The sequence below is a fragment of the Streptomyces nanshensis genome, assembly GCF_001751255.1.
GTDB lineage: Bacteria > Actinomycetota > Actinomycetes > Streptomycetales > Streptomycetaceae > Streptomyces > Streptomyces nanshensis_A.
The window spans coordinates 1-20,909 of record NZ_LJGW01000248.1; the positions used below are offsets into that span (position 1 = coordinate 1).

At 70.6% G+C, this 20,909-nt stretch carries 18 protein-coding genes and 2 pseudogenes; 9 read left to right on the plus strand and 11 right to left on the minus strand.

Annotated features, from left to right (window positions below):
• Window positions 1–513 precede the first annotated feature (513 nt).
• Window positions 514–1,734: a pyridoxal phosphate-dependent aminotransferase gene (locus AN218_RS14305; RefSeq protein WP_420855971.1), complete on the plus strand. Its 1,221-nt coding sequence runs from the start codon at window positions 514–516 to the stop codon at window positions 1,732–1,734.
• A gap of 53 nt (window positions 1,735–1,787) precedes the next feature.
• Complete coding sequence (locus AN218_RS14310; RefSeq protein WP_070017254.1) at window positions 1,788–2,582, plus strand: carbon-nitrogen hydrolase family protein; 795 nt, start codon at window positions 1,788–1,790, stop codon at window positions 2,580–2,582.
• A 152-nt stretch (window positions 2,583–2,734) separates the two neighbouring features.
• Here AN218_RS14310 and AN218_RS14315 read toward each other — a convergent pair whose 3' ends face one another.
• Together AN218_RS14315 and clpB are read right to left on the minus strand one after the other, a co-directional pair.
• Window positions 2,735–3,268 (minus strand): type III secretion system chaperone family protein, encoded by a 534-nt coding sequence (locus AN218_RS14315; protein WP_070017256.1) that lies wholly within the window; start codon window positions 3,266–3,268, stop codon window positions 2,735–2,737.
• A 101-nt stretch (window positions 3,269–3,369) separates the two neighbouring features.
• Window positions 3,370–6,081 carry an ATP-dependent chaperone ClpB gene (clpB, locus tag AN218_RS14320; RefSeq protein ID WP_079132169.1) on the minus strand — a complete coding sequence of 904 codons (2,712 nt, stop codon included), beginning with the start codon at window positions 6,079–6,081 and terminating at the stop codon, window positions 3,370–3,372.
• Between the two features lie 125 nt (window positions 6,082–6,206).
• On the opposite strand from clpB, the gene AN218_RS14325 reads away from it, so the two are divergent.
• Window positions 6,207–6,689 (plus strand): pyridoxamine 5'-phosphate oxidase family protein, encoded by a 483-nt coding sequence (locus tag AN218_RS14325; RefSeq protein WP_079132170.1) that lies wholly within the window; start codon window positions 6,207–6,209, stop codon window positions 6,687–6,689.
• Between the two features lie 188 nt (window positions 6,690–6,877).
• Here AN218_RS14325 and AN218_RS14330 read toward each other — a convergent pair whose 3' ends face one another.
• Complete coding sequence (locus tag AN218_RS14330) at window positions 6,878–7,756, minus strand: trypsin-like serine peptidase (protein ID WP_070017258.1); 879 nt, start codon at window positions 7,754–7,756, stop codon at window positions 6,878–6,880.
• Window positions 7,757–7,902: 146 nt separating this feature from the next.
• Here AN218_RS14330 and AN218_RS38245 point away from each other — a divergent pair.
• Window positions 7,903–8,070, plus strand: a pseudogene (locus AN218_RS38245) (VOC family protein); the annotation flags it as partial.
• A 107-nt stretch (window positions 8,071–8,177) separates the two neighbouring features.
• Here AN218_RS38245 and AN218_RS14335 read toward each other — a convergent pair.
• The 4 genes from AN218_RS14335 to dnaK all read right to left on the minus strand — a co-directional run bounded on the left by AN218_RS14335 (window position 8,178) and on the right by dnaK (window position 12,479).
• Window positions 8,178–8,636, minus strand: coding sequence for a heat shock protein transcriptional repressor HspR (locus tag AN218_RS14335; RefSeq protein ID WP_070017260.1), 459 nt, complete (start codon window positions 8,634–8,636; stop codon window positions 8,178–8,180).
• A gap of 1 nt (window position 8,637) precedes the next feature.
• Window positions 8,638–9,834, minus strand: a complete 1,197-nt coding sequence (gene dnaJ / locus AN218_RS14340) for a molecular chaperone DnaJ (protein ID WP_070017261.1) — start codon at window positions 9,832–9,834, stop codon at window positions 8,638–8,640.
• 66 nt (window positions 9,835–9,900) lie between these two features.
• Window positions 9,901–10,611: a nucleotide exchange factor GrpE gene (gene grpE / locus AN218_RS14345; protein ID WP_070017264.1), complete on the minus strand. Its 711-nt coding sequence runs from the start codon at window positions 10,609–10,611 to the stop codon at window positions 9,901–9,903.
• Window positions 10,608–12,479 (minus strand): molecular chaperone DnaK, encoded by a 1,872-nt coding sequence (gene dnaK, locus AN218_RS14350; RefSeq protein ID WP_070017266.1) that lies wholly within the window; start codon window positions 12,477–12,479, stop codon window positions 10,608–10,610. Before dnaK ends, grpE begins: the two co-directional genes overlap by 4 nt.
• Window positions 12,480–12,798: 319 nt before the next feature.
• Here dnaK and AN218_RS14355 point away from each other — a divergent pair, with 319 nt between their 5' ends.
• Both AN218_RS14355 and AN218_RS14360 read left to right on the plus strand, forming a co-directional pair.
• Window positions 12,799–15,219: a (Fe-S)-binding protein gene (locus AN218_RS14355; protein WP_079132171.1), complete on the plus strand. Its 2,421-nt coding sequence runs from the start codon at window positions 12,799–12,801 to the stop codon at window positions 15,217–15,219.
• 559 nt (window positions 15,220–15,778) lie between these two features.
• A complete protein-coding gene (locus tag AN218_RS14360) occupies window positions 15,779–16,186 on the plus strand; it encodes an ATP-binding protein (protein WP_070017268.1) in 408 nt (135 codons plus the stop codon).
• Between the two features lie 26 nt (window positions 16,187–16,212).
• Here AN218_RS14360 and AN218_RS39055 read toward each other — a convergent pair.
• Window positions 16,213–16,380, minus strand: a pseudogene (locus AN218_RS39055) (pentapeptide repeat-containing protein); the annotation flags it as partial.
• Window positions 16,381–16,409: 29 nt separating this feature from the next.
• Here AN218_RS39055 and AN218_RS14365 point away from each other — a divergent pair.
• Window positions 16,410–17,402, plus strand: coding sequence for a Yip1 family protein (locus tag AN218_RS14365; RefSeq protein WP_070017270.1), 993 nt, complete (start codon window positions 16,410–16,412; stop codon window positions 17,400–17,402).
• A 42-nt stretch (window positions 17,403–17,444) separates the two neighbouring features.
• Here the strand turns inward: AN218_RS14365 and AN218_RS36715 are convergent, their stop codons facing one another.
• Window positions 17,445–17,681 carry a hypothetical protein gene (locus AN218_RS36715; RefSeq protein WP_070017271.1) on the minus strand — a complete coding sequence of 79 codons (237 nt, stop codon included), beginning with the start codon at window positions 17,679–17,681 and terminating at the stop codon, window positions 17,445–17,447.
• 330 nt (window positions 17,682–18,011) lie between these two features.
• Between AN218_RS36715 and AN218_RS36720 the strand changes: the two genes are divergently transcribed.
• Both AN218_RS36720 and AN218_RS14380 read left to right on the plus strand, forming a co-directional pair.
• Window positions 18,012–18,557 carry a GNAT family N-acetyltransferase gene (locus tag AN218_RS36720; RefSeq protein ID WP_079132173.1) on the plus strand — a complete coding sequence of 182 codons (546 nt, stop codon included), beginning with the start codon at window positions 18,012–18,014 and terminating at the stop codon, window positions 18,555–18,557.
• 158 nt (window positions 18,558–18,715) lie between these two features.
• The gene (locus AN218_RS14380; RefSeq protein ID WP_079132174.1) at window positions 18,716–19,366 is read left to right on the plus strand and encodes a DUF5994 family protein; all 651 of its coding nucleotides are present in this window, start codon (window positions 18,716–18,718) and stop codon (window positions 19,364–19,366) included.
• Between the two features lie 98 nt (window positions 19,367–19,464).
• Here AN218_RS14380 and AN218_RS14385 read toward each other — a convergent pair whose 3' ends face one another.
• Both AN218_RS14385 and dcd read right to left on the minus strand, forming a co-directional pair.
• Window positions 19,465–19,977 (minus strand): phosphoribosyltransferase, encoded by a 513-nt coding sequence (locus AN218_RS14385; protein WP_070017272.1) that lies wholly within the window; start codon window positions 19,975–19,977, stop codon window positions 19,465–19,467.
• Between the two features lie 67 nt (window positions 19,978–20,044).
• The gene (dcd, locus tag AN218_RS14390) at window positions 20,045–20,620 is read right to left on the minus strand and encodes a dCTP deaminase (protein WP_070017274.1); all 576 of its coding nucleotides are present in this window, start codon (window positions 20,618–20,620) and stop codon (window positions 20,045–20,047) included.
• Window positions 20,621–20,909: the final 289 nt, after the last annotated feature.

The window sequence follows — 20,909 nt, forward strand, 5'->3', positions numbered from 1 at the left end:
CCCACCAGGCGCCGCCGGCGGCCGTGCCGCCACCGCCGCCGCTGTAGCCGCGGCGCCGCGCCTTGCCCGAGCCCCCGCGCGAACTCTTCGCCAGTCCGGCGACGACCGCGACGACGATCACCACCAGGACTATGACGATGAAGATCTCTGCCATTCCGGCCATGGGCCGTTCCCCCATTCGTTCCGCGGTGCCGGCTCGCACCGCTGTGCTCTCGTGTGCTCTCGCTGTTCTCTGCCGTGTCTCTGCCGTGCTCTGTGCTGCGCTCTCTGCCGCGCCGTCCGCACGCCCCGGCGTTCCCCGGGCGTCCGCTCGCCGGCACCGTACCGGCGTGCACCGCTACTGCCCGGGATCCCGTGGGGCAAGCGGGAGTTGAGCAAGACGAGAGGTTACGGCCACGCCCGCGCCCGCACGCGGCCCGGCCCCGGATCGCCGACGGGGGCGCCGAGGGGGCGCCGAGAGGACCGCCGACGGGAGCGCCCCGGGAGTTGATGAACACCGGGGCGTACCGGAGGATGACGGCCATGACTGCTGACCAGCGAGTCCCGGAACGTCCGCTGCTCAACCGGCGCCTCGCGGAGTTCGGCACCACGATCTTCGCGGAGATGTCGGCCCTCGCCGTCCGTACGGGCGCGATCAACCTCGGGCAGGGCTTCCCCGACACCGACGGACCCGAAGAGGTGCGCGAGGCGGCCGTACGGGCGCTGCGCGACGGCCGCGGGAACCAGTACCCGCCGGGACCGGGCGTCCCCGAGCTGCGTACCGCGATCGCGGCCCATCAGCGGCGCTGGTACGGGCAGTTGGGCCTCGACCCCGACCCGGAGACCGAGGTGCTGGTCACCGCCGGCGCCACCGAGGCCATCACGGCGGCGCTGCTCGCCCTCGTCGAACCCGGCGACGAGGTGATCGCGCTGGAGCCGTACTACGACTCCTACGCCGCGGCCATCGCCATGGCGGGCGGCACCCGCGTCCCGGTCACGCTGCGGCCCGACGCCGCGTCCGGCACCTTCCGGCTCGACCTGGACGAGCTGCGCGACGCCGTCACCGACCGCACCCGGCTGATCCTCCTCAACACCCCGCACAACCCCACCGGCACGGTGCTCAGCCGCGAGGAGCTGACGGCCGTCGCCGAACTGTGCGTCGAACGCGGCCTGTTGGCCGTCACCGACGAGGTCTACGAGCACCTGGTCTACGAGGGCGAGCACCTTCCGCTGGCCTCGTTCCCGGGCATGCGCGAGCGGACGGTCACGATCAGCTCGTCCGGCAAGACCTTCTCCTTCACGGGCTGGAAGGTCGGCTGGGTGACGGCCACCCCGGAGCTGGTGGGCGCGGTGCGCTCCGCGAAGCAGTTCATGACGTACGTCTCGGCCGGGCCGTTCCAGTACGCGGTCGCCGAGGCGCTGGCCCTGCCCGACAGCTACTACACGGGACTCCGGGAGGATCTGCGCGCCCAGCGCGACCTGCTCTCCCGCGGTCTCGCCGAGGCGGGCTTCGGCGTCTTCCAAGCGCCGGGCACCTACTTCGTCACCACCGACATCAGGCCGCTCGGCGAGACCTCCGGCATCGACTTCTGCCTCGCGCTGCCGGAGCGCTGCGGTGTCGTGGCCGTACCGACGCAGGTCTTCTACGACCATCAGGAGGCGGGCGCGCCCTTCGTACGCTTCGCCTTCTGCAAGCGGCCGCAGGTGCTCGCGGACGCGGCGGTACGGCTGAAGGGCGCCGCCGCGGGCGGCTGACACCCGGGGGCGCACCGCCGGGCCGGTCCCAACACCCCCGAGGGAGAAGGCACATGGGCGAGATCGCGGTGGCACAGTTCGCACCCGGCACGGACAAGGAGGCCAACCTCGCCGTCCTGCGGCGCCTCGCCGAGGAGGCCGCAGGGCGGGGCGCGCGGGTCGTCGTGGCACCGGAGTACGCGATGTACACCGCGCCCGCGATGGACCGCCGCTTCGTCGAGACCGCCGAGCCCCTCGACGGCCCGTACGCGACGGCGGTGCGCGAGACGGCCGCACGGCTGCGCATCCATCTGGTCGTCGGCCTCAACGAGCAGCGGGACGGCAGCACGATCCACAACACGCTGCTCGCCGCGGACCCCGACGGCGGCGTCGCGGCCGTCTACCGCAAGCAGCACCTCTACGACGCGTTCGGCTTCACCGAGTCCGCGGTCGTACAGGCGGGCCCCGTCGGCGAGTTCGGGACGTTCGAGGCCGACGGTCTCGTGTTCGGCATGCAGACCTGCTACGACCTGCGCTTCCCGGAGGTCACCCGCCGCCTGGTCGACGCGGGCTCCGACGTGGTGCTGGTCCCCGCGGCGTGGGTGCCGGGGACGCTCAAGGAGGACCACTTCGTGACGCTGCTGCGGGCGCGGGCGATCGAGAACACGGTGTACGTCGCCGCCGCCGACCAGTGCGCACCGGTCGGCGTGGGCAACAGCATGGTCGTCGACCCGATGGGCGTCGTACTCGCCTCGCTCGGCGAGCAGACCGGCACGGCACTCGCCACCGCGACACGGGAGCGGCTGGCGGGCGTGCGCGAGGTCAACCCGGCGCTCGCGCTGCGCCGGTTCACCGTTACCGAACGCTGAGCGGACGCGGGCCGCCGTACGCGGGCGTCACCGTCCCCGGGCCGTACGCGCCGGGGCGCACGTACGGATCGCGGCGACCCGCACGCACCCCGCACACAGCGGACGGGCCGGGGTCGGCACCCCGGCCCGCCTCGCGGCGCACAGCCGCCGTCTCATTCGGAGCCGGAGTCCGGCTCGTCACCGGACTCGGCGTCCTTCTCCAGCCCGAACTGCTCCACGAGCCACTTGTCGAACTCGATCGACGCGCGCACCCAGCTCACGACGCTGGAGACGAAGTGCTCCAGCGAGACGCCCGTCCCGATCAGGAGCTGTGCCTCACCGATCAGCCGGACGGTGCCGTCGTCGTGCGTGTGGCTGTAGACCTTCGGCCACAGCGTCCGCCGGTTCCAGTCGTCGATGGACTCCAGCAACTTGGGCTTGTCCTCGATCGGATGGGGCCGGTCGTAGAACGTACGGACCGAGAAGACCTGCTGCTCCTCCTCGCCCCGGAACATGAAGTACGTGCGGAAGTCCTCCCACGGCGCCGCGAGGTCACCCTCTTCGTCGACGACGTACTTCAGCTCCATCTGGTCCAGGAGCTGCTTGACCAGCTCCTGGTCGGGGATGACAGGCCCGGCCGGAGCGGCTTCCTCCGGGTCGGGCTCCTGGCCCCCGAAGTTCGGAATCGAGGACGGATCGATGCTCACCGTGATTTCCCTTCGTACGGATTCCGCCATCCTCTCCCATGCCGGGGCCGTCCTGGCAAGCGACGCGGAAGCCCGTCCACGGCCGTCCGCGTCGCCGCCGGTCAGGCGTCCGCGGGCGTCGCGGCGCGGCCGTCGGACTCCGCACCGCCACCGTCGGAGCCGCTGTCGGAGCCACTCTCGGATCCGCTGCCGGAACCGCTCTCCGAGCCGCTCTCGGAGCCGACCGTCAGACCGTCCAGGCCGTCGGCGCGGTCGACGCGGACGGTGTCGCCGTCCCGCACCTCGCCCGAGAGGATCTCCCGGGCGAGCTGGTCGCCGATCGCGGTCTGCACGAGGCGGCGCAACGGCCGTGCCCCGTACGCCGGATCGTTGCCCTCGCGGGCCAGCCACGACAGCGCCTCGGGCGTGACCTCCAGCTCCAGCCGCCGGCCGGACAGCCGCCGCCGCAGCGCGTCGATCTGCAACTGCGCGATGCGGCTCAGCTCCTCCACGCCGAGCGCGGAGAAGACCACCACGTCGTCGAGGCGGTTGAGGAACTCCGGGCGGAAGGACGAGCGGACGGTGGCCATCACCTTCTCGCGCTTGTCCTCCTCCTTCTCCAGCGGATCCATCAGGTACTGGCTGCCCAGGTTGGAGGTCAGCACCAGGATGGTGTTGCGGAAGTCGACCGTGCGGCCCTGGCCGTCGGTCAGACGCCCGTCGTCGAGGACCTGGAGCAGGATGTCGAAGACCTCGTGGTGCGCCTTCTCCACCTCGTCCAGGAGCACGACGGTGTACGGGCGCCGCCGCACCGCCTCGGTGAGCTGGCCGCCCTCCTCGTAGCCGACGTAGCCGGGAGGCGCACCGACGAGACGGGCCACGGAGTGCTTCTCGCCGTACTCGCTCATGTCGATGCGGACCATGGCCCGTTCGTCGTCGAAGAGGAAGTCCGCGAGCGCCTTGGCCAGTTCGGTCTTGCCGACGCCGGTCGGGCCGAGGAAGAGGAACGAGCCGGTGGGGCGGTCCGGGTCGGCGACACCGGCGCGCGAGCGGCGTACGGCGTCGGAGACGGCCCGTACGGCCTCCCGCTGGCCGATCAGACGCTTGCCCAACTCCTCCTCCATGCGCAGGAGTTTGCGCGTCTCGCCCTCCAGGAGCCGGCCCGCGGGGATGCCCGTCCAGGAGGCGACGACGTCGGCGATGTCGTCCTGGCCGACCTCCTCCTTGACCATCGTCTCCCGCTCGGTCTGGGACGCGGCGGCCTCCTCCTCGGCGGCCGACGCCTCGGCCAGCTCCTGTTCGACGCCGGGGATCTCCCCGTACAGAAGCTGCGAGGCGGACTCGAAGTCGCCCTCGCGCTGGGCCCGTTCGGCCTGGCCGCGCAGTTCGTCGAGGCGCTCCTTGAGTTCGCCGACGCGGTTGAGGCTCTGCTTCTCCTTCTCCCAGCGGGCGGTCAGACCGCGCAACTCCTCCTCGCGGTCGGCCAGTTCGCGGCGCAGCCGCTCCAGGCGCTCGACGGAGCCGGGGTCGGTCTCGTTGGAGAGCGCCATCTCCTCCATCTTCAACCGGTCGACGGCGCGCTGGAGTTCGTCGATCTCGACGGGCGAGGAGTCGATCTCCATACGCAGCCGGGACGCGGCCTCGTCCACGAGGTCGATGGCCTTGTCCGGCAGGAAGCGCGAGGTGATGTAGCGGTCGGAGAGCGTCGCGGCGGCCACCAGCGCGCTGTCGGCGATCTGCACCTTGTGGTGCGCCTCGTAGCGGCCCTTGAGTCCGCGCAGGATCGCGATGGAGTCCTCGACGGTCGGCTCGGCCACCAGCACCTGCTGGAAGCGACGCTCCAGGGCGGCGTCCTTCTCGATCCGCTCGCGGTACTCGTCGAGGGTGGTGGCGCCGACCATGCGCAGCTCGCCGCGGGCCAGCATCGGCTTGAGCATGTTGCCGGCGTCCATGGACGAGTCGCCGCCGGCGCCCGCGCCGACGAGCGTGTGCAGCTCGTCGATGAACGTGATGATCTGCCCGTCGCTCTCCTTGATCTCCGAGAGCACGGTCTTGAGCCGCTCCTCGAACTCGCCGCGGTACTTCGCGCCCGCGACCATCGCACCGAGGTCGAGGGCCACCAGCCGCTTGTCGCGCAGCGATTCGGGCACGTCGCCCTTCACCACGCGCTGCGCCAGGCCCTCCACCACGGCGGTCTTGCCGACGCCGGGCTCGCCGATGAGCACCGGATTGTTCTTCGTACGGCGCGAGAGCACCTGCACCACGCGGCGGATCTCCTGGTCCCGGCCGATGACCGGGTCGAGCCGGCCCTCGCGGGCGGCGGCCGTCAGGTCGGTGCCGAACTTCTCCAGCGCCTTGTACGTGCCCTCCGGGTCGGGGTTGGTGACGCGACGGCTGCCGCGCGCGGCCTGGAACGCCTCCAGCAGCTTCTTGTCGGTGGCGCCCTGCTCCTTCAGCAGCTCGCCGGCCGGGCCGCCCTTCGCGGCGATGCCGATCAGCAGATGCTCGGTGGAGACGTAGGCGTCGCCCAACTCCTTGGCGCGCTGGGCGGCGTCGGCGACGACGGCCAGCAGCGGACGGTCCGGCTGGGGCTTGCCCACCGTCGAACCCTGGACGCTGGGGAGCCCGGCGAGCAGGCGCTCCGTTTCCGAGCGCAGTGCCGCCTGGTCGGCGTCGACGGCGGAGATCAGGTCGGAGATGTTCTCGTTGTCCTCGCCCTGGAGCAGAGCGAGGAGCAGATGTGCCGGTGTGATGTCCGGGTGTCCGTCGCGGACCGCGCGGTCACTGGCAGCACTGATCGCTTCCCGGCTCTTGTTGGTCAGCTCTGCGTCCACTGGCGTGTGTGCCTCCTTCGAAAGCGGCTGTTGCGTCGCTGTGCCTGTCGCTTGCTGCTGCTAGTTTCAGCCTCTAGCAAGTTGAGTCTACTCCACTCAACTATCGCGGCGCTAGATTCGTTCCCATGACGAGCACCGAATCGCAACAGCAGCCGCAGCCCCAGCAGCCCGCACCGGCGTCCCAGACCGCGTCCGAGTCCGCGTCCGAGACCGAGACCCAACTCGCCGATTTCTGGCGTGAGTACCGCTTCGCGACCCTGACGACGCTGCGTCCCGACGGCACCCCGCACGTGGTGCCCGTGAGCGTGACGTACGAACCGGAGGTCCCGGCGCCGCTGGGCACCGCGCGCGTGGTCACCCGCCGCGGCAGCCGGAAGGCACGCAACATCGCGGCGGCGGGCGAGGAGGGCATGCGGGTCGCGCTGTGCCAGGTCGACCGTGGGCGGTGGTCGACGCTGGAGGGCCGCGCCCGCATCCGGGAGGACGCCGCGTCGGTCGCCGACGCCGAGCGCCGCTACGAGGAGCGCTACGGGCGCCGGCCCGCGCCCAACCCCGAGCGTGTACTGATCGAGATCACGGTCGAACGGACGCTGGGCAGCGTCTCCTGAGGGGTGTCTCCTGACGGGCAGACGGGGACGCCTGCGGGGCCCCGCCAGATATACGGATGGGGCCGGTCCGGGCCGGCGGACGGCACGGCCCGGACCGCGCCCGGGGCCGCGCCCGCTTCAACTCCGTCCGGCTCAACTCCGCCCGTTGCAGCGCCGGTTGACCCGGTCCCCGTTGAACTCCGTCCGGTTCAGCCCTTCTTGTGTACGGCTCCGAACTCCTTGAACAGGGCCCGCGCGGAACGCGGATACGGCCGCCCCAGCAACTCGTCGTCCGAGCCCACCGATGTGACCGCCACCAGCGTGCCCGCGCCCCGCGCACGGTCGATGCCGCGCAGCCACGGCCCGCCGCTGACGCCCTGCGTCAGCCGGCAACGCAGCGCCAGGGCACCGACGTTGGCCTCAGCGATCTCCCCGCTCCGGTACTGGTGCGCCTTGCCGGAGCAGTAGTGCAGCGTCTCCCCGTCGTACGGGGCGGAGGCGGGATAGCCGAGCGTGGCCGTCGCGCCGCCGCGCACCGGCTCCGTACGGAGCTTGTTCGCGCCGTAGACGTCCTGGATGGTGCGCCCGCCGCGCTTGTGCATCCGCAGGAACGCCCAGTCGTACGGGAGGACCGACTCCAGGTCCTTGCCGGAGTCCCAGCCGGGCGCCGTCTTCCAGGACGCCACCTTCCAGCCGTGCGCGAGCACGTTCTTCGGGCCGTCGCCGCGGCCCGGCCCGGACGCCGTCCCCTTGCCCGCCCGGCTGCCGGCCGCCGCCGCGTCCGCCCCGCGGTAGCCGGGCTGGAAGTACATCGCCAGCGGTTCGCGCGGACGCTGCGGGCTGGAGATGCAGTGCGCCGCGGTGGCCACGACGCTGCCGCTCGGCGAATCGACGATGGCGGCCGAGCAGGACTCGACCTGCCCGCCCGGCAGTTGGGCGACCAGCTTCCCGACCGTACGGACCGTCCCCTGCGGCCAGGGGTCCCCCTTCGATGCGGGCGGGTACGGCGCGGGGGCGCTCGCTCCCATCAGGGCCAGGGCGGTGGTGCAGGTCACGAGGGCGGCGAGCGCCGCGCGGGTCGACGTCATGGGTATACGCTCCGCCGAAGCGGACCCCAAGGCCAACCGCACACACCTGATCGGGTCAACCCCGGCGATTCCCCGGCCGCCGCCCGGGGCGGCCGTCGGCAGTACGCTCCGTCGAGGGCGGTCCCCAAGACGGCGTCCCCGGCGGTGAGTTCGAGATCCGTCCGGCGCAGGACCGGCTCCCGGGGCTGCTGTTCGTCGGCCTACCGGAGCACAAGAGCGGCACGAACCGGCTGCACCTGGACTTCCGGCCCGACGGCCGGGACGGCGAGGTCGCCCAGGGCGCCCGCCGCACGGACGTCGGCCAGAGCGAGGAAGCGCGACGAAGTACGGGTAAGCGAAGGGGAGTTCGGCGGGGAAACGGGGACCGGGGGCGGCTCCGTGCCGCGTCCCCGTCAGCCGCCCAGCCGTCAGCGGTCTCTCGTCAGTCGTGCCGCTGCGTCTTGGGCCGCCAGACCACCAGCGCACCGGACTGCGGATGTACGTCCTCGTACGGGACGAGGTCGCGGCGGTAGGACGCGTGCACCTGCGCCTCGCGCTGCTGCATCGCCGCCGCGGCGCCCTCGACCGCCTGCTGGAGTTCGACGACGCGGGACTTGAGCGCGGCGACCTGGTTCTCCAGCTCGATGATGCGCTTGATGCCCGCGAGGTTGATGCCCTCGTCCTGGCTCAACTCCTGTACCTGGCGCAGGAGTTCGATGTCGCGTGCCGAGTAGCGCCGGCCGCGCCCGGCCGCGCGGTCGGGGGAGACCAGGCCGAGGCGGTCGTACTGGCGCAGGGTCTGCGGATGCAGGCCGGAGAGCTGAGCGGCGACCGAGATGACATACACGGGCGAGTCGTCTGTGAGCTGGTAGGGGTTGCGTCGTCCGCCTCGGCCGTTCACCTCAGTCTCCCTTCGCGGCCTTGAAGAGGGCCGCACGCGGATCCTCCGCGGCGGTCTCCTCGCGATAGGACTCCAGGATGCCCTTCGCCTTGTCGCTCAAATCCTTCGGAACCGATACGTCGACGGTCACCAGCAGATCGCCGCGGGTGCCGTCCTTGCGGACCGCGCCCTTGCCGCGCGCCCGCATCGTACGGCCGCTGGGCGTGCCCGGCGGCAGCTTCAGCTTCACCGGCGGACCGCCGAGCGTGGGCACCGTGATCTCGCCGCCGAGCGCCGCCTCCGGATAGGTGACGGGCACCGTCACCGTCAGGTTGTCTCCCCTGCGGCCGAAGACGGGGTGGCGGTCCACGTGGACGACGACGTACAGATCGCCGTTGGGACCGCCGCGCTCGCCCGGGGCGCCCTTGCCACGCAGCCTGATGCGCTGCCCGTCGCTGACGCCCGCGGGGATGCGGACCTGCATGGTGCGCGAACTCGTCGCCCTGCCCGAGCCCTTGCATGTGTCGCACGGGTCCTGGGCGATGAGCCCGCGGCCCTTGCAGTCGACGCAGGGATCGGTCAGGGAGAAGCCGCCACCGCCGCCGCGCGAGACCTGGCCCGTACCGACGCAGGTCGGGCAGACGCGCGGCGAACCGTTCTTGTCGCCCGTGCCGGCGCACGCCTTGCACGCCGCCGAGGAGGACATCCGCAGCGGGACCGTGGCCCCGTCCACCGCCTCGGTGAAGCTGAGCGTCACCTCGGACTCGATGTCCTGGCCCCGGCGCGGCTGCGTACGCGTACCGGCGCCGCCGCGGTTGAACAGGCCGCCGAAGACGTCGCCGAGACCGCCTCCGAAGCCGCCCGCGCCGCCGCCCGTACCGGTGCCGCCGGGCTGACCGCCTCCGAAGAGGTCGTTCAGATCGAAGTTGAAGCCGCCCGGCCCGCCGGCCCCACCGGGGCCGCCGGTCCGGATGCCGCCGTTGCCGAACAGGGCGCGCGCCTCGTCGTACTCCTTGCGGCGCTTGGCGTCGCCGAGCACGTCATAGGCTTCGGAGGCGTCCTTGAAACGCTCCTCCGCCTTCTCGTCGCCCCTGTTGGCGTCGGGATGGTTCTCCCTGGCGAGCTTGCGGTACGCCTTCTTGATCTCGGCCTCGGTGGCGTCCTTCGGGACGCCGAGAACCTTGTAGTAGTCCTTCTCGATGAAGTCCTTCGTACTCATCCGCGGCGCCCCTCCTCCCCGGTGCCGTGCCCGCGTGTGCCCTGGTCATCGGCCTGTGCGGCCTGGTCAGCCCTGGTCGGGGCCACCGCTCTCCTCTTCGTCGGCGGACTCCTCGCCTGTCGTGCCCTGCGCGCCCGGCTGCGGTTCGGCGACGCCGACCCTCGCGGGCCGGATCGTCCGTTCGCCGATTCGGTACCCGGGCTGAAGGATCTGCACGCACGTCGTCTCCGTGACGTCCGGCGAGTACGAGTGCATGAGCGCCTCGTGCACGGTCGGGTCGAAGGGCTCGCCCTCCTTGCCGAACTGCATCAGGCCCATCTTGGCCGCGACCATCTCCAGCGACTCGGCGACGGACTTGAAGCCGCCGACGAGTTCGCCGTGGTCACGGGCACGCCCGATGTCGTCGAGCACGGGAAGCAGCTCCGTGAGCAGATTCGCCACGGCGACTTCCTTCACCGCCGCGCGGTCCCGCTCGACTCTCCGCCGGTAGTTCTGGAACTCCGCCTGGAGCCGCTGGAGATCCTGCGTGCGCTCGTGCAGCGCCTTGCGGGTCTGGTCCAACTGCGCGGTCAGGGCCGCTTCCTGGGCGTTCCGCCCCAGGGCGTCCGGGCCGTTCGGCCCGTCCTGCTCGTTGTCGGCCACGTCCCCGGCCGGCTCCGCCGGGCCCCCCGTCTCGTCGACGGGGCCCCCGGCGGCCTGCGCCGCAGCGTCATCGGGCTGTACGGCGTCGGCGGGGACGTCGGACTTCTGCTCGAAGCCCGGAGTCTCCTCCGTCACGCTGCACCATCCTTCGGCTTCTGGTCGTCGTCCACGATCTCGGCGTCGACGACGTCCTCGTCACCGTCCGCCTTGGCCTCGCCGGCACCGGCACCCGCCGCGGCACCCTCGGCGCCGCCGGCCTCCTGCGCGCCCTGCGCGTCGGCGTACATGGCCTGACCGAGCTTCTGGCTGGTCGCCGCGACCTTCTCGCTGGCCTCGCGGATCGCCGCGGTGTCCTCGCCCTTCAGCTTCTCCTTCAGGTCCTCGACGGCGGTCTCGACCTCGGTCTTGATCTCGCCGGGGACCTTCTCCTCGTTGTCCTTGAGGAACTTCTCGGTCGTGTAGACGAGCTGCTCCGCCTGGTTGCGCGTCTCGGCGGACTCGCGGCGCTTGGCGTCCTCGTCCGCGTACTGCTCGGCGTCGCGCATCATGCGCTCGATGTCTTCCTTCGGGAGCGCGGAACCGCCGGTGACGGTCATCCGCTGCTCCTTGCCGGTGCCGAGGTCCTTCGCGGAGACATGCATGATGCCGTTCGCGTCGATGTCGAAGGTGACCTCGATCTGCGGCACGTTGCGCGGCGCCGGCGGCAGACCCGTCAGCTCGAACATGCCGAGCTTCTTGTTGTACGCGGCGATCTCACGCTCGCCCTGGAAGACCTGGATCTGCACCGACGGCTGGTTGTCCTCGGCCGTGGTGAAGGTCTCCGAACGCTTCGTGGGAATCGTGGTGTTGCGCTCGATCAGCTTGGTCATGATGCCGCCCTTGGTCTCGATGCCGAGGGACAGCGGGGTGACGTCCAGCAGCAGGACGTCCTTGACCTCGCCCTTGAGCACACCGGCCTGCAGGCTGGCGCCGATGGCGACGACCTCGTCCGGGTTGACGCCCTTGTTGGCGTCCTTGCCGCCGGTGAGGTCCTTGACCAGGTCGGCGACGGCGGGCATACGCGTCGAACCGCCGACGAGCACCACGTGGTCGATCTCGGAGAGCTGGATGCCCGCGTCCTTGATCACGTTGTGGAACGGGGTCTTGCAGCGCTCCAGCAGGTCCTCCGTGAGCTGCTGGAACTGAGAGCGCGTCAGCTTCTCGTCCAGATGCAGCGGACCCTCGGCGGACGCCGTGATGTAGGGCAGGTTGATCGTGGTCTCGGTGGAGCTGGACAGCTCGATCTTGGCCTTCTCCGCGGCCTCACGGAGGCGCTGGAGGGCCATCTTGTCCTTGGACAGGTCGACGCCGTGTCCGGACTGGAACTGCTTGACCAGGTAGTCGACGATGCGCTGGTCCCAGTCGTCGCCGCCGAGGTGGTTGTCGCCGTTGGTGGCCTTCACCTCGACGACGCCGTCGCCGATCTCCAGCAGCGAGACGTCGAAGGTGCCGCCGCCGAGGTCGAAGACCAGGATCGTCTGGTCTTCCTTCTCCATGCCGTAGGCGAGCGCGGCGGCCGTCGGCTCGTTGACGATGCGCAGCACGTTGAGGCCCGCGATCTCGCCGGCCTCCTTGGTGGACTGACGCTCGGCGTCGTTGAAGTACGCCGGGACGGTCACGACGGCGTCCTCGACCTTCTCGCCGAGGTAGGACTCCGCGTCCCGCTTCAGCTTCTGCAGGATGAAGGCGCTCATCTGCTGCGGGTTGAAGTCCTTGCCGTCGAGGTTGATCTTCCAGTCGGTGCCCATGTGGCGCTTGACCGACCGGACCGTCCTGTCGACGTTGGTCACGGCCTGCCGCTTGGCGACCTCGCCGACGAGCACCTCGCCGTTCTTCGCGAAGGCCACAACGGACGGCGTGGTCCTGGCGCCCTCGGCATTGGTGATGACGGTGGACTCACCGCCCTCGAGAACACTGACGACGGAGTTCGTCGTACCCAGGTCGATGCCGACCGCACGTGCCATTTCGGTTCCTCCAGCTAATGTCTTGAGTGAAGCTGACTCAAGAATGCCCGCCGGATCCGGTCCCGTCAAATGCCATGAGCGAGGTCCGCTCAACTCTTATGCCTTCTTTATGCGCACCCGGCTCCGACCAGGCACGGAGCGCACCCTCGACCCGGGCCGCGACGAGCACCCTCCCCGCCGGCCGCCCCGCGACGCAGATCACCGCGCGCCCGGGTACCAGCGGGCGCCGGGGAGTGGGTAGTCTCGTACGGATCAGATAAGTTACCGCTTAGTAAGCCACTCGATCAGGTCTCGCCCGAAGGCCGCCCGAGGAGCCCTCATGCAACTCGCAGCGATCGTCGTCTCGTTGGTGCTGGCGGCAGTCGGCACCGCGCTGTTCGCACGTGCCATCGCGCAGATCTACCGCTTCGTCAGGCTGGGTTCACCGGTGCCCGCGGGCACGCGCACGGACGACCCGGGCGCGCGCACGCTCACGCTCGCCCGTGAGTTCTTCGGCCACACCCGCATGAACCGCTGGGGCGTGATCGGCTTCGCGCACTGGTTCGTCGCCGTCGGCTTCTTCACGCTCGTCCTGACCCTGGTGCACGCCTTCGGGCAGCTCTTCCAGGCCGACTGGACGCTGCCGCTCATCGGGACCTGGGCGCCGTACGAGATCTTCACCGAGTTCATCGGCCTGATGACGGTGCTGGGCATCGCCACGCTCATCGTGATCCGGCTGCTGAGCCTGCCGTCGCGGGCGGGGCGCAAGTCGCGCTTCGCGGGCTCCAAGGCGGGCCAGGCGTACTTCGTCGAGTACGTGATCCTCACCATCGGCGTGGCCATCCTCGTACTGCGCGGGCTGGAGGGCGCACTGCACGGCGTGCACGGCTACGAGGCCTCGTACTTCGTGTCGTATCCACTCGTCGCCGCGTTCAAGGGACTGAGCGTGAGCGCGCTGCAGAACCTGACGTACCTCGTCGCGCTCATCAAGATCGGCACCTCTTTCGTGTGGATGATCGTGGTCGGGCTCAACACCAACATGGGTGTGGCCTGGCACCGCTTCCTCGCCTTCCCGAACATCTGGTTCAAGCGCGATGCCGAAGGCGGCACCGCCCTGGGCGAGTTGAGGCCCATGGTCTCCGGCGGCAAGGAGATCGACTTCGAGACCGCTCTCGACGACGACAACGAGGAGGAGGTCCGCTTCGGCGCCTCCCAGGTCGAGGACTTCTCCTGGAAGGGCATCCTCGACTTCTCCACCTGCACCGAGTGCGGCCGCTGCCAGTCGCAGTGCCCCGCCTGGAACACCGGCAAGCCGCTCTCGCCGAAGCTGCTGATCATGTCGCTGCGCGACCACGCGCACGCCAAGGCCCCCTATCTGCTCGCCGGCGGCGGCAAGACCATGGAGGGCGAGGAGAAGGCGAGCGAGGAGCAGCTCAAGGACGTACCCGCGGCGGCGCTGGCGGAGGCCGAACGTCCGCTGATCGGCACCGCGGAGGAGAACGGCGTCATCGACCCGGACGTGCTGTGGTCGTGCACCACGTGCGGCGCGTGCGTCGAGCAGTGCCCCGTCGACATCGAGCACGTCGACCACATCGTCGACATGCGCCGCTACCAGGTGATGATCGAGAGCGCCTTCCCGAGCGAGGCCGGGACGATGCTCAAGAACCTGGAGAAGAAGGGCAATCCCTGGGGCCTGGCCAAGAAGCAGCGCCTGGAGTGGACGAAGGAGCTGGCGGAGGCGACCGGCTTCGAGGTGCCCGTCGTCGGCAAGACCGTCGAGGATCTGACCGAGGTCGACTACCTGTACTGGGTCGGCTGCGCGGGCGCCCTGGAGGACCGGGCGAAGAAGACCACCAAGGCCTTCGCGGAGCTGCTGCACATCGCGGGCGTCAACTTCGCGATCATGGGCGGCGACGAGAAGTGCACCGGCGACTCGCCCCGCCGCCTCGGCAACGAGTTCCTCTTCCAGCAGCTCGGCGAGGAGAACGTCGCCACGCTCAACGCGGCCTTCGGCGAGGATGACGAAGACGAGTCGACGAAGAAGCCCGCCTCGAAGAAGAAGATCGTCGCGACGTGCCCGCACTGCTTCAACACGCTCGCCAACGAGTACCCGCAACTGGGCGGCCACTACGAGGTCATCCACCACACCCAACTGCTGCAACACCTCGTCGACGAGGGCAGGTTGGTGCCGGTGACACCGGTCGAGGGCCTGATCACGTACCACGACCCGTGCTACCTGGGACGGCACAACAAGGTCTACACGCCCCCGCGCGAGATCATCGGCAGGGTGCCGGGTCTGCGGAACGAGGAGATGCACCGCCACAAGGAGCGCGGCTTCTGCTGCGGCGCGGGAGGCGCCCGCATGTGGATGGAGGAGCGCATCGGCAAGCGCATCAACAACGAACGCGTGGACGAGGCCCTTTCGCTGAACCCGGACATCGTCTCGACCGCCTGCCCGTTCTGCCTCGTGATGCTGACGGACTCCGTCAACGGCAAGAAGGCAGCAGCCGACGGTGGCTCCGCCACGGGCCAGAAGGCCAAGGAGGAGCTGCGGGTCGTGGACGTCGCGCAGTTGCTGCTCGACTCCGTCCGTACGCCGGAGGAGGAGGCCGCCGCGGACGAGCCCTCGGACGAGGACGAAGCGTCGGACGCGGACGGAGCGTCCGGCAAGCCGGACGCCGGCGAGGAAGACGCCCGCGAGAAGAACGGCGGCAAGCCCGACGCGGGCAAGGAGAGCACGGAGACCGAACCGGCGAAGTGAGACCGGACACGGCGTCCTTCCCTCCCCGGGACGGACGTTCGTGGAGATGCGTGAGATACAGACGACACAGCGGAGCCTGCCGTCACGGAACGGCAGGCTCCGTTCGTTTGCGACAAGGTCCGCTCGAATTCGGTCACTTAGCGTTCTTCACACGTCAATCCCCTTCGGGGGATACCCAACCGGGACCCTGCGCCTTAGCCTCGCTGACCAGCGGCAGAAAGCAGTGCCGGAGCGCGAGTGCCGGAGATCTGCCGGAGTTGACGCCGAGCAGAGGGAGGCGACCCCGGTTGCTGGACGGCGGTGGCGTACCGGCGGAGACCGTCCGCGGCTCCCCCGTGCCCCCTGTCCGCACGAGACGGGGCGTCGTCCCCGTACGGACCATGACCGTACGGTCCACCACTCCCGTCACGGCGCCCTCCGCGGAAACCCGGCGCTTACGCCCCTGCACGCAGAGCAGTTCGCCCGATACCGTGCGGGGCACAAGCGACCGGGCCCGCACGCCGTGCCGGCAGGGGGAGGACCCGGTCCGTAGGCCGACCACCGTCGAGGAGATGGGCGCATGCTGACCAACGAGCGCCTGTGCCGATTGCACTTCACCTCCCGCGACCTTCCGCGCATCCGTATCGAGGTCGAGGAGTGCGCCGCCTCCGCCGGGCTCGCCGAGCCGCGCAGAGGCGAATTCGTGGTCGCCGTCGACGCCGTGGCGACCAACGCCGTCGAACACGCGGGCGGCATGGGCCGGTTGGTGATGCGTCACCTCGCGGGCGAACTGGAGTGCCGCGTCGAGGACTCCGGCCCCGGCTTCTCCGAGGACGTCATCCCCGAACTCGCCCCGGGCGTCGCGGGAGCCACCGCCGGCCGCGGCCTGTGGCTCGCCCGCCTGGTCACCGACCGGCTCAGCGTCGAACCGGCGGGCCCCGACTCGGGCGCCGTCGTGACGCTCGCGGTGAAGCTGCCCGGCGGCTGAACGCAGGGGCACGGCCGAGCACATCGCAACCGAGCACCTCGCAGCCGAGCACCTCGCAGCCGAGCACCTCGCAGCCGAGCACCTCGTAGCCCGGCCCCTCCCCCTCCCCGCCCACGGGTCCCGTAGGGGTGAGCCTTACGGGTTGTACCGGATCTGCCACAATGCGGCTCCCAAGCCGGCCACCCCGGCGTCACTGTCGCATCGACAAGGTACGTTCGAGGACGTGGCTGGTTTCAGGATGGGACGCGGCCGGGGCTCCCGGAACGCGCAGCAGCAAGGGCAGTACGGCGGACCGCAGAGCCGGGGCCGCGGCGCGGGCGGTCCGGGTCCGGGCCCCGCGCCGGGAGCCGGACCGGGCGCGTACGGACAACGCCCGCCCCAGCAGTGGCCCCGCACACAGGGCGGCCACGGCGAACCCGAGTACTTCGGTGAGCAGTACGGCTCCCATCAGCAGCCCGGCGGCGGCCAGTTCGGCCCCGGTCCGTACGCGGGCGGTCCGGGCGGTCCCGGTCCCCGCCAGCCGCGGCCCGGCGGTCCCGCCTCCGATCCCTACGCGGACGCCTCCGGTCACACCCGTTCGTTCACCGTCCCCGAGCCGTTCAGCGTGCACGGCGCCTACGGCCCGGACGGCGGCGGCTACGGCGGCGACTACGCCCGTCCCGCACCGCCCTCCGGCCCCCGGCTGCACTGGAAGGACCTGCTGAGCGGCATCCTGCTGCGCCCGTCGGCGACCTTCTGGCAGATGCGCGACCACAGCGTGTGGGGCACGGCGATCATCGTCACGTTCCTCTACGGACTGCTCGCGATCTTCGGCCTCGACCAGGCCCGCGAAGAGGTCATCCACGCGACGCTCTCCAGCGCCGTCCCGTACGTACTGAGCACGGGCATCGCGGTCGTACTGGCCGGGCTCATACTCGGCGCGGTCACGCACACGCTCGCCCGGCAGTTCGGCGGCGACGGTGCCTGGGGGCCGACGGTCGGCCTCTCGATGCTGATCATGTCGCTGACCGATGCGCCGCGGCTCGTCGTCGCGCTCTTCCTGGGCGGTACGGCGCCGATCGTGCAGGCACTGGGCTGGGCGACCTGGGTCGCGGCCGGAGCGCTGTTCACGATGATGGTCAGCCGCTCGCACGACATACCGTGGCCGCGCGCGCTGGGCGCCTCGGCGGTCCAACTCGTCGCGCTGCTCGTGCTGATCAAGCTCGGCACGCTCTAGACACCGGGCGCCCGGCCCCTTCGCCCCTGGGCTCCTCTCTCGTCACATCCCGGGGCCGGGATCGCTCTCCCCGCGCCGCTCCTGCTGCTGTGCCTGACCGGAGTCCTGCCCGGACGCCGGTTCCCCGGACGAGCCCGGCCGGGGATCCCCGGGGTGGAACCGTTCGTAGTCGGCGGTGGCGACCCGCTGCCGCTGATGCTCGTCGACGAGATGCAGCAGCAGCGCGGCCAGCGCGATCAGGATGAGGATCACGCCGACGGTGACGAGGATGTCCAGCATGGCCGCTCCTCTCCTCCGGCCGGACGGCGCCGAGCCGGCGCCATATGCGTACGTAGGGGGACACGGGTGCCCGATTCGCCCGCGTCACACAGCTCCCCGGCCCGGGCCCCGGGACCGCGTCCCGTCCGCGGACCGCCAACTCCACGCCGACCGCCGCCACTTCATGGCGCGAACGAGCACACTCAATTCCCCGGAACCGCAGTATTCTCGATACTTTCCGCTTCTCCCTGTGCGGTTCCGGTCACAGTCGGTCAGTCCTGTTCAAGGCCACAGCCAGGGCCGGGACCGGTCGCCGACGGGGAAGCGGCCGAGGGGGGGGAGGGCCGAGAGATGACAGAGGTGTTCCTGCGGCGACTGAGCCGGTGGCAGGCCGACGCGGCACGTGAGGCCGTCGCCGATCTGTACGTGGAGGCGTACCGGGGCACGGCGGGCGAGGAGTTCCGCGACCGTCAGGAGTATCTGCGCCGCCTCGGCGAGCACGTCCAGCGCACCGGCTTCGAGCTGGTGACCGCCACCATGGGCGGCGCCCTGGCCGGCAGCGTCTACGGCTACCGCGCGGAGCGCACCGACCAGTGGTGGCACGGACTGCACGGCGAACTGCCCGCCGAAGCCGCCGAACTGACCGCCGCCGGGCGGACGTTCGTGATGACGGAGCTGATGGTCGCGCCGTCCTTCCGCCGCCGCGGCATCGCGACGCGCCTCCAGGAGAGTCTGCTCACCCCGTCGGGCATCACCCTCGCCGTGACCCTGATCGATCAGGACGACGAGCCCGCCCGCCTCGCCCTGACGTCCTGGCAGTGGGAGAGCCTGGGCAAGATCACCCCCGTCCCCGACCGTCCGCCGCTCGAAGCCTGGACACGGCGTCTTCCCAGGTAGAAAGGGGTCCGAAGGGCCCAAGAGGCGCGGCTCCACCCGGCAGTACGCTGAAGAAAAGTGGGCGAAAACGCCCATCGCGGGCGGCGGCCGGTCCAGCACGGTCCCAGACGGCCGGCCGTCCGCCCATCAGATCTCCGGGCGACAGAGGGGCGGACGCCATGAAGGTCGAGTCGGCCATCCCGTACGGCATACGAGCAGACGGCACCGACACCGCGATCGGACCCGGCCCGGGTGTCGGCCCCGGAGTCGGCGTCGGCCCCGGCGCCCGAAGCGGCCTCGGCGTCGGCACGGACACCGGGCCGAACATCCCGGCCCCGGACCTCTCCGCGCTGAGCGCGCTCCATCTGCCCGTCGAACCGGGCCTGTTGGCGCTGCGGCTGGGCTCCGGGCCGTCCCGGCAAGGACTCTTCGACGGTGCGTGGTGGCCGCACTCCCGCGACGTCCACGCCGAGTTGCCGGGTCTGATCGCCGTACTGAGCGAGCACGTGGGATCCGTCGACCGCATCGGCCTGGACGCGGACGCCTGGGACGGCCTCGGCGAGCCCCTCGTCGCCGGCGGACGCCTCGTCCAGGTCGACTGGTTCCCGCTCGGCGACGACACCGTCCTCGTCGGCTGCGGCGCCTTCGGCGACCTGGCGCTGCTCGCGATACCTCCGGGCTCGAGCGTCGACGAGGCACACGCCTCGCTGACGATGGCCACCCACATCGGCAGTACGGAGAACGGCCAGCGGATCCTGGTCGCGACCGGAATCGCACAACCCGCGTGGCACGACGGCCCGTCGGGGGTCAACGGCACGGACGGGACATAACACCCGCACGAGGTACGCCGGGTGCGGTGCACCGTGCAGCACGACGTACACGAGGATGCACAAGGACGCACGCGGTGCGGTCTTGCGAGGTACGACGCTCAGAGCGCCTCGCGTGACGGCGTGACCGTCTCACCCGCCGCACGCACCGGAGGCAGCACGCTCCAGGGGAAGTTGATCCACTTGTCCGTACGCCGCCACACGTACTCGCACTTCACCTCGGACTGCGGCTTCTCGTAGATCACCGCGCTGCGCACCTCGGCGACGTGCTCCGCGCAGAAGTCCTGTACGAGCTTCAACGTACGGCCGGTGTCCGCGACATCGTCCGCGACGAGCACCTTCTTCTCGCTCAGATCGACGACGTTGGGCACCGGCGGCAGCATCACCGGCATGTCGAGGGTCTGCCCGACGCCGGTGTAGAACTCGACGTTCATGACGTGCAGGTTCTTCACGTCCAGCGCATAGCCGAGCCCGCCCGCGACGAAGAGACCGCCGCGCGCGATCGACAGAATGATGTCCGGTGCGTAGCCGTCGTCGGCGACCGCCTGCGCCAACTCCCGTACGGCGTCGCCGAAGAGCGGATACGTGAGGTCCTCCCGCGCTGCACCGCCCACGCCCGTGCCTCCCTCTCTCTGACCGTCCTGCCTCGTCGTGGTCTCTCTCAACGCCCTCCCCGGGCGATCAGACCTGCGTCCGGTGGAAGTTCATGAACGAACGCGACGGCGTCGGCCCCCGCTGCCCCTGATACCGCGAACCGTGCACCGCGGACCCGTACGGATGCTCCGCCGGCGACGCCAGCCGGAACATGCACAACTGCCCGATCTTCATGCCGGGCCACAGCTTCATCGGCAGCGTCGCGACGTTCGACAGCTCCAGGGTGACGTGCCCGGAGAAGCCCGGATCGATGAAGCCCGCGGTCGAGTGCGTCAGCAGCCCGAGCCGTCCCAGCGAACTCTTGCCCTCGAGGCGCGAGGCCAGATCGTCCGGCAGCGTGACCACTTCGTACGTCGACGCGAGCACGAACTCCCCGGGATGGAGGATGAACGGATCCTCGCCCTTCGCCTCGATCGGCCGTGTCAGATCGGGCTGTTCGACGGCGGGGTCGATGTGCGGATAGCGGTGGTTCTCGAACACCCGGAAATAGCGGTCCAGTCGGACGTCGACGCTGGAGGGCTGCACCATCTCGGGCTCGTACGGATCGATCCGTACCCTGCCGGCGTCGATCTCCGCCCGGATGTCCTTGTCAGAGAGAAGCACGGCCAGAGACTACGCGTACGGCGAGGGGCCGGCCCAATCGCACCGGCCCCGAACCCGCACGCCGCCCGGACTGTCCGTACCGCCCGGGATGCCCGCACTACCTCAACGGTTCTCCGCGTCGGACCGCGGCAGGGGCACCGCCTGCCGCAGCCGCGCACAGCGCGGACACCTGAGCAACCGCCCCGGCCCGATGCGCCCGCTCCGCAGGTTCTGCATCGGGAACGTCGAGGTACTGAACACGTGCCCCTCAGCGCACTGAACGACGGTGGCCTCCATCGCGTCCTCTCCC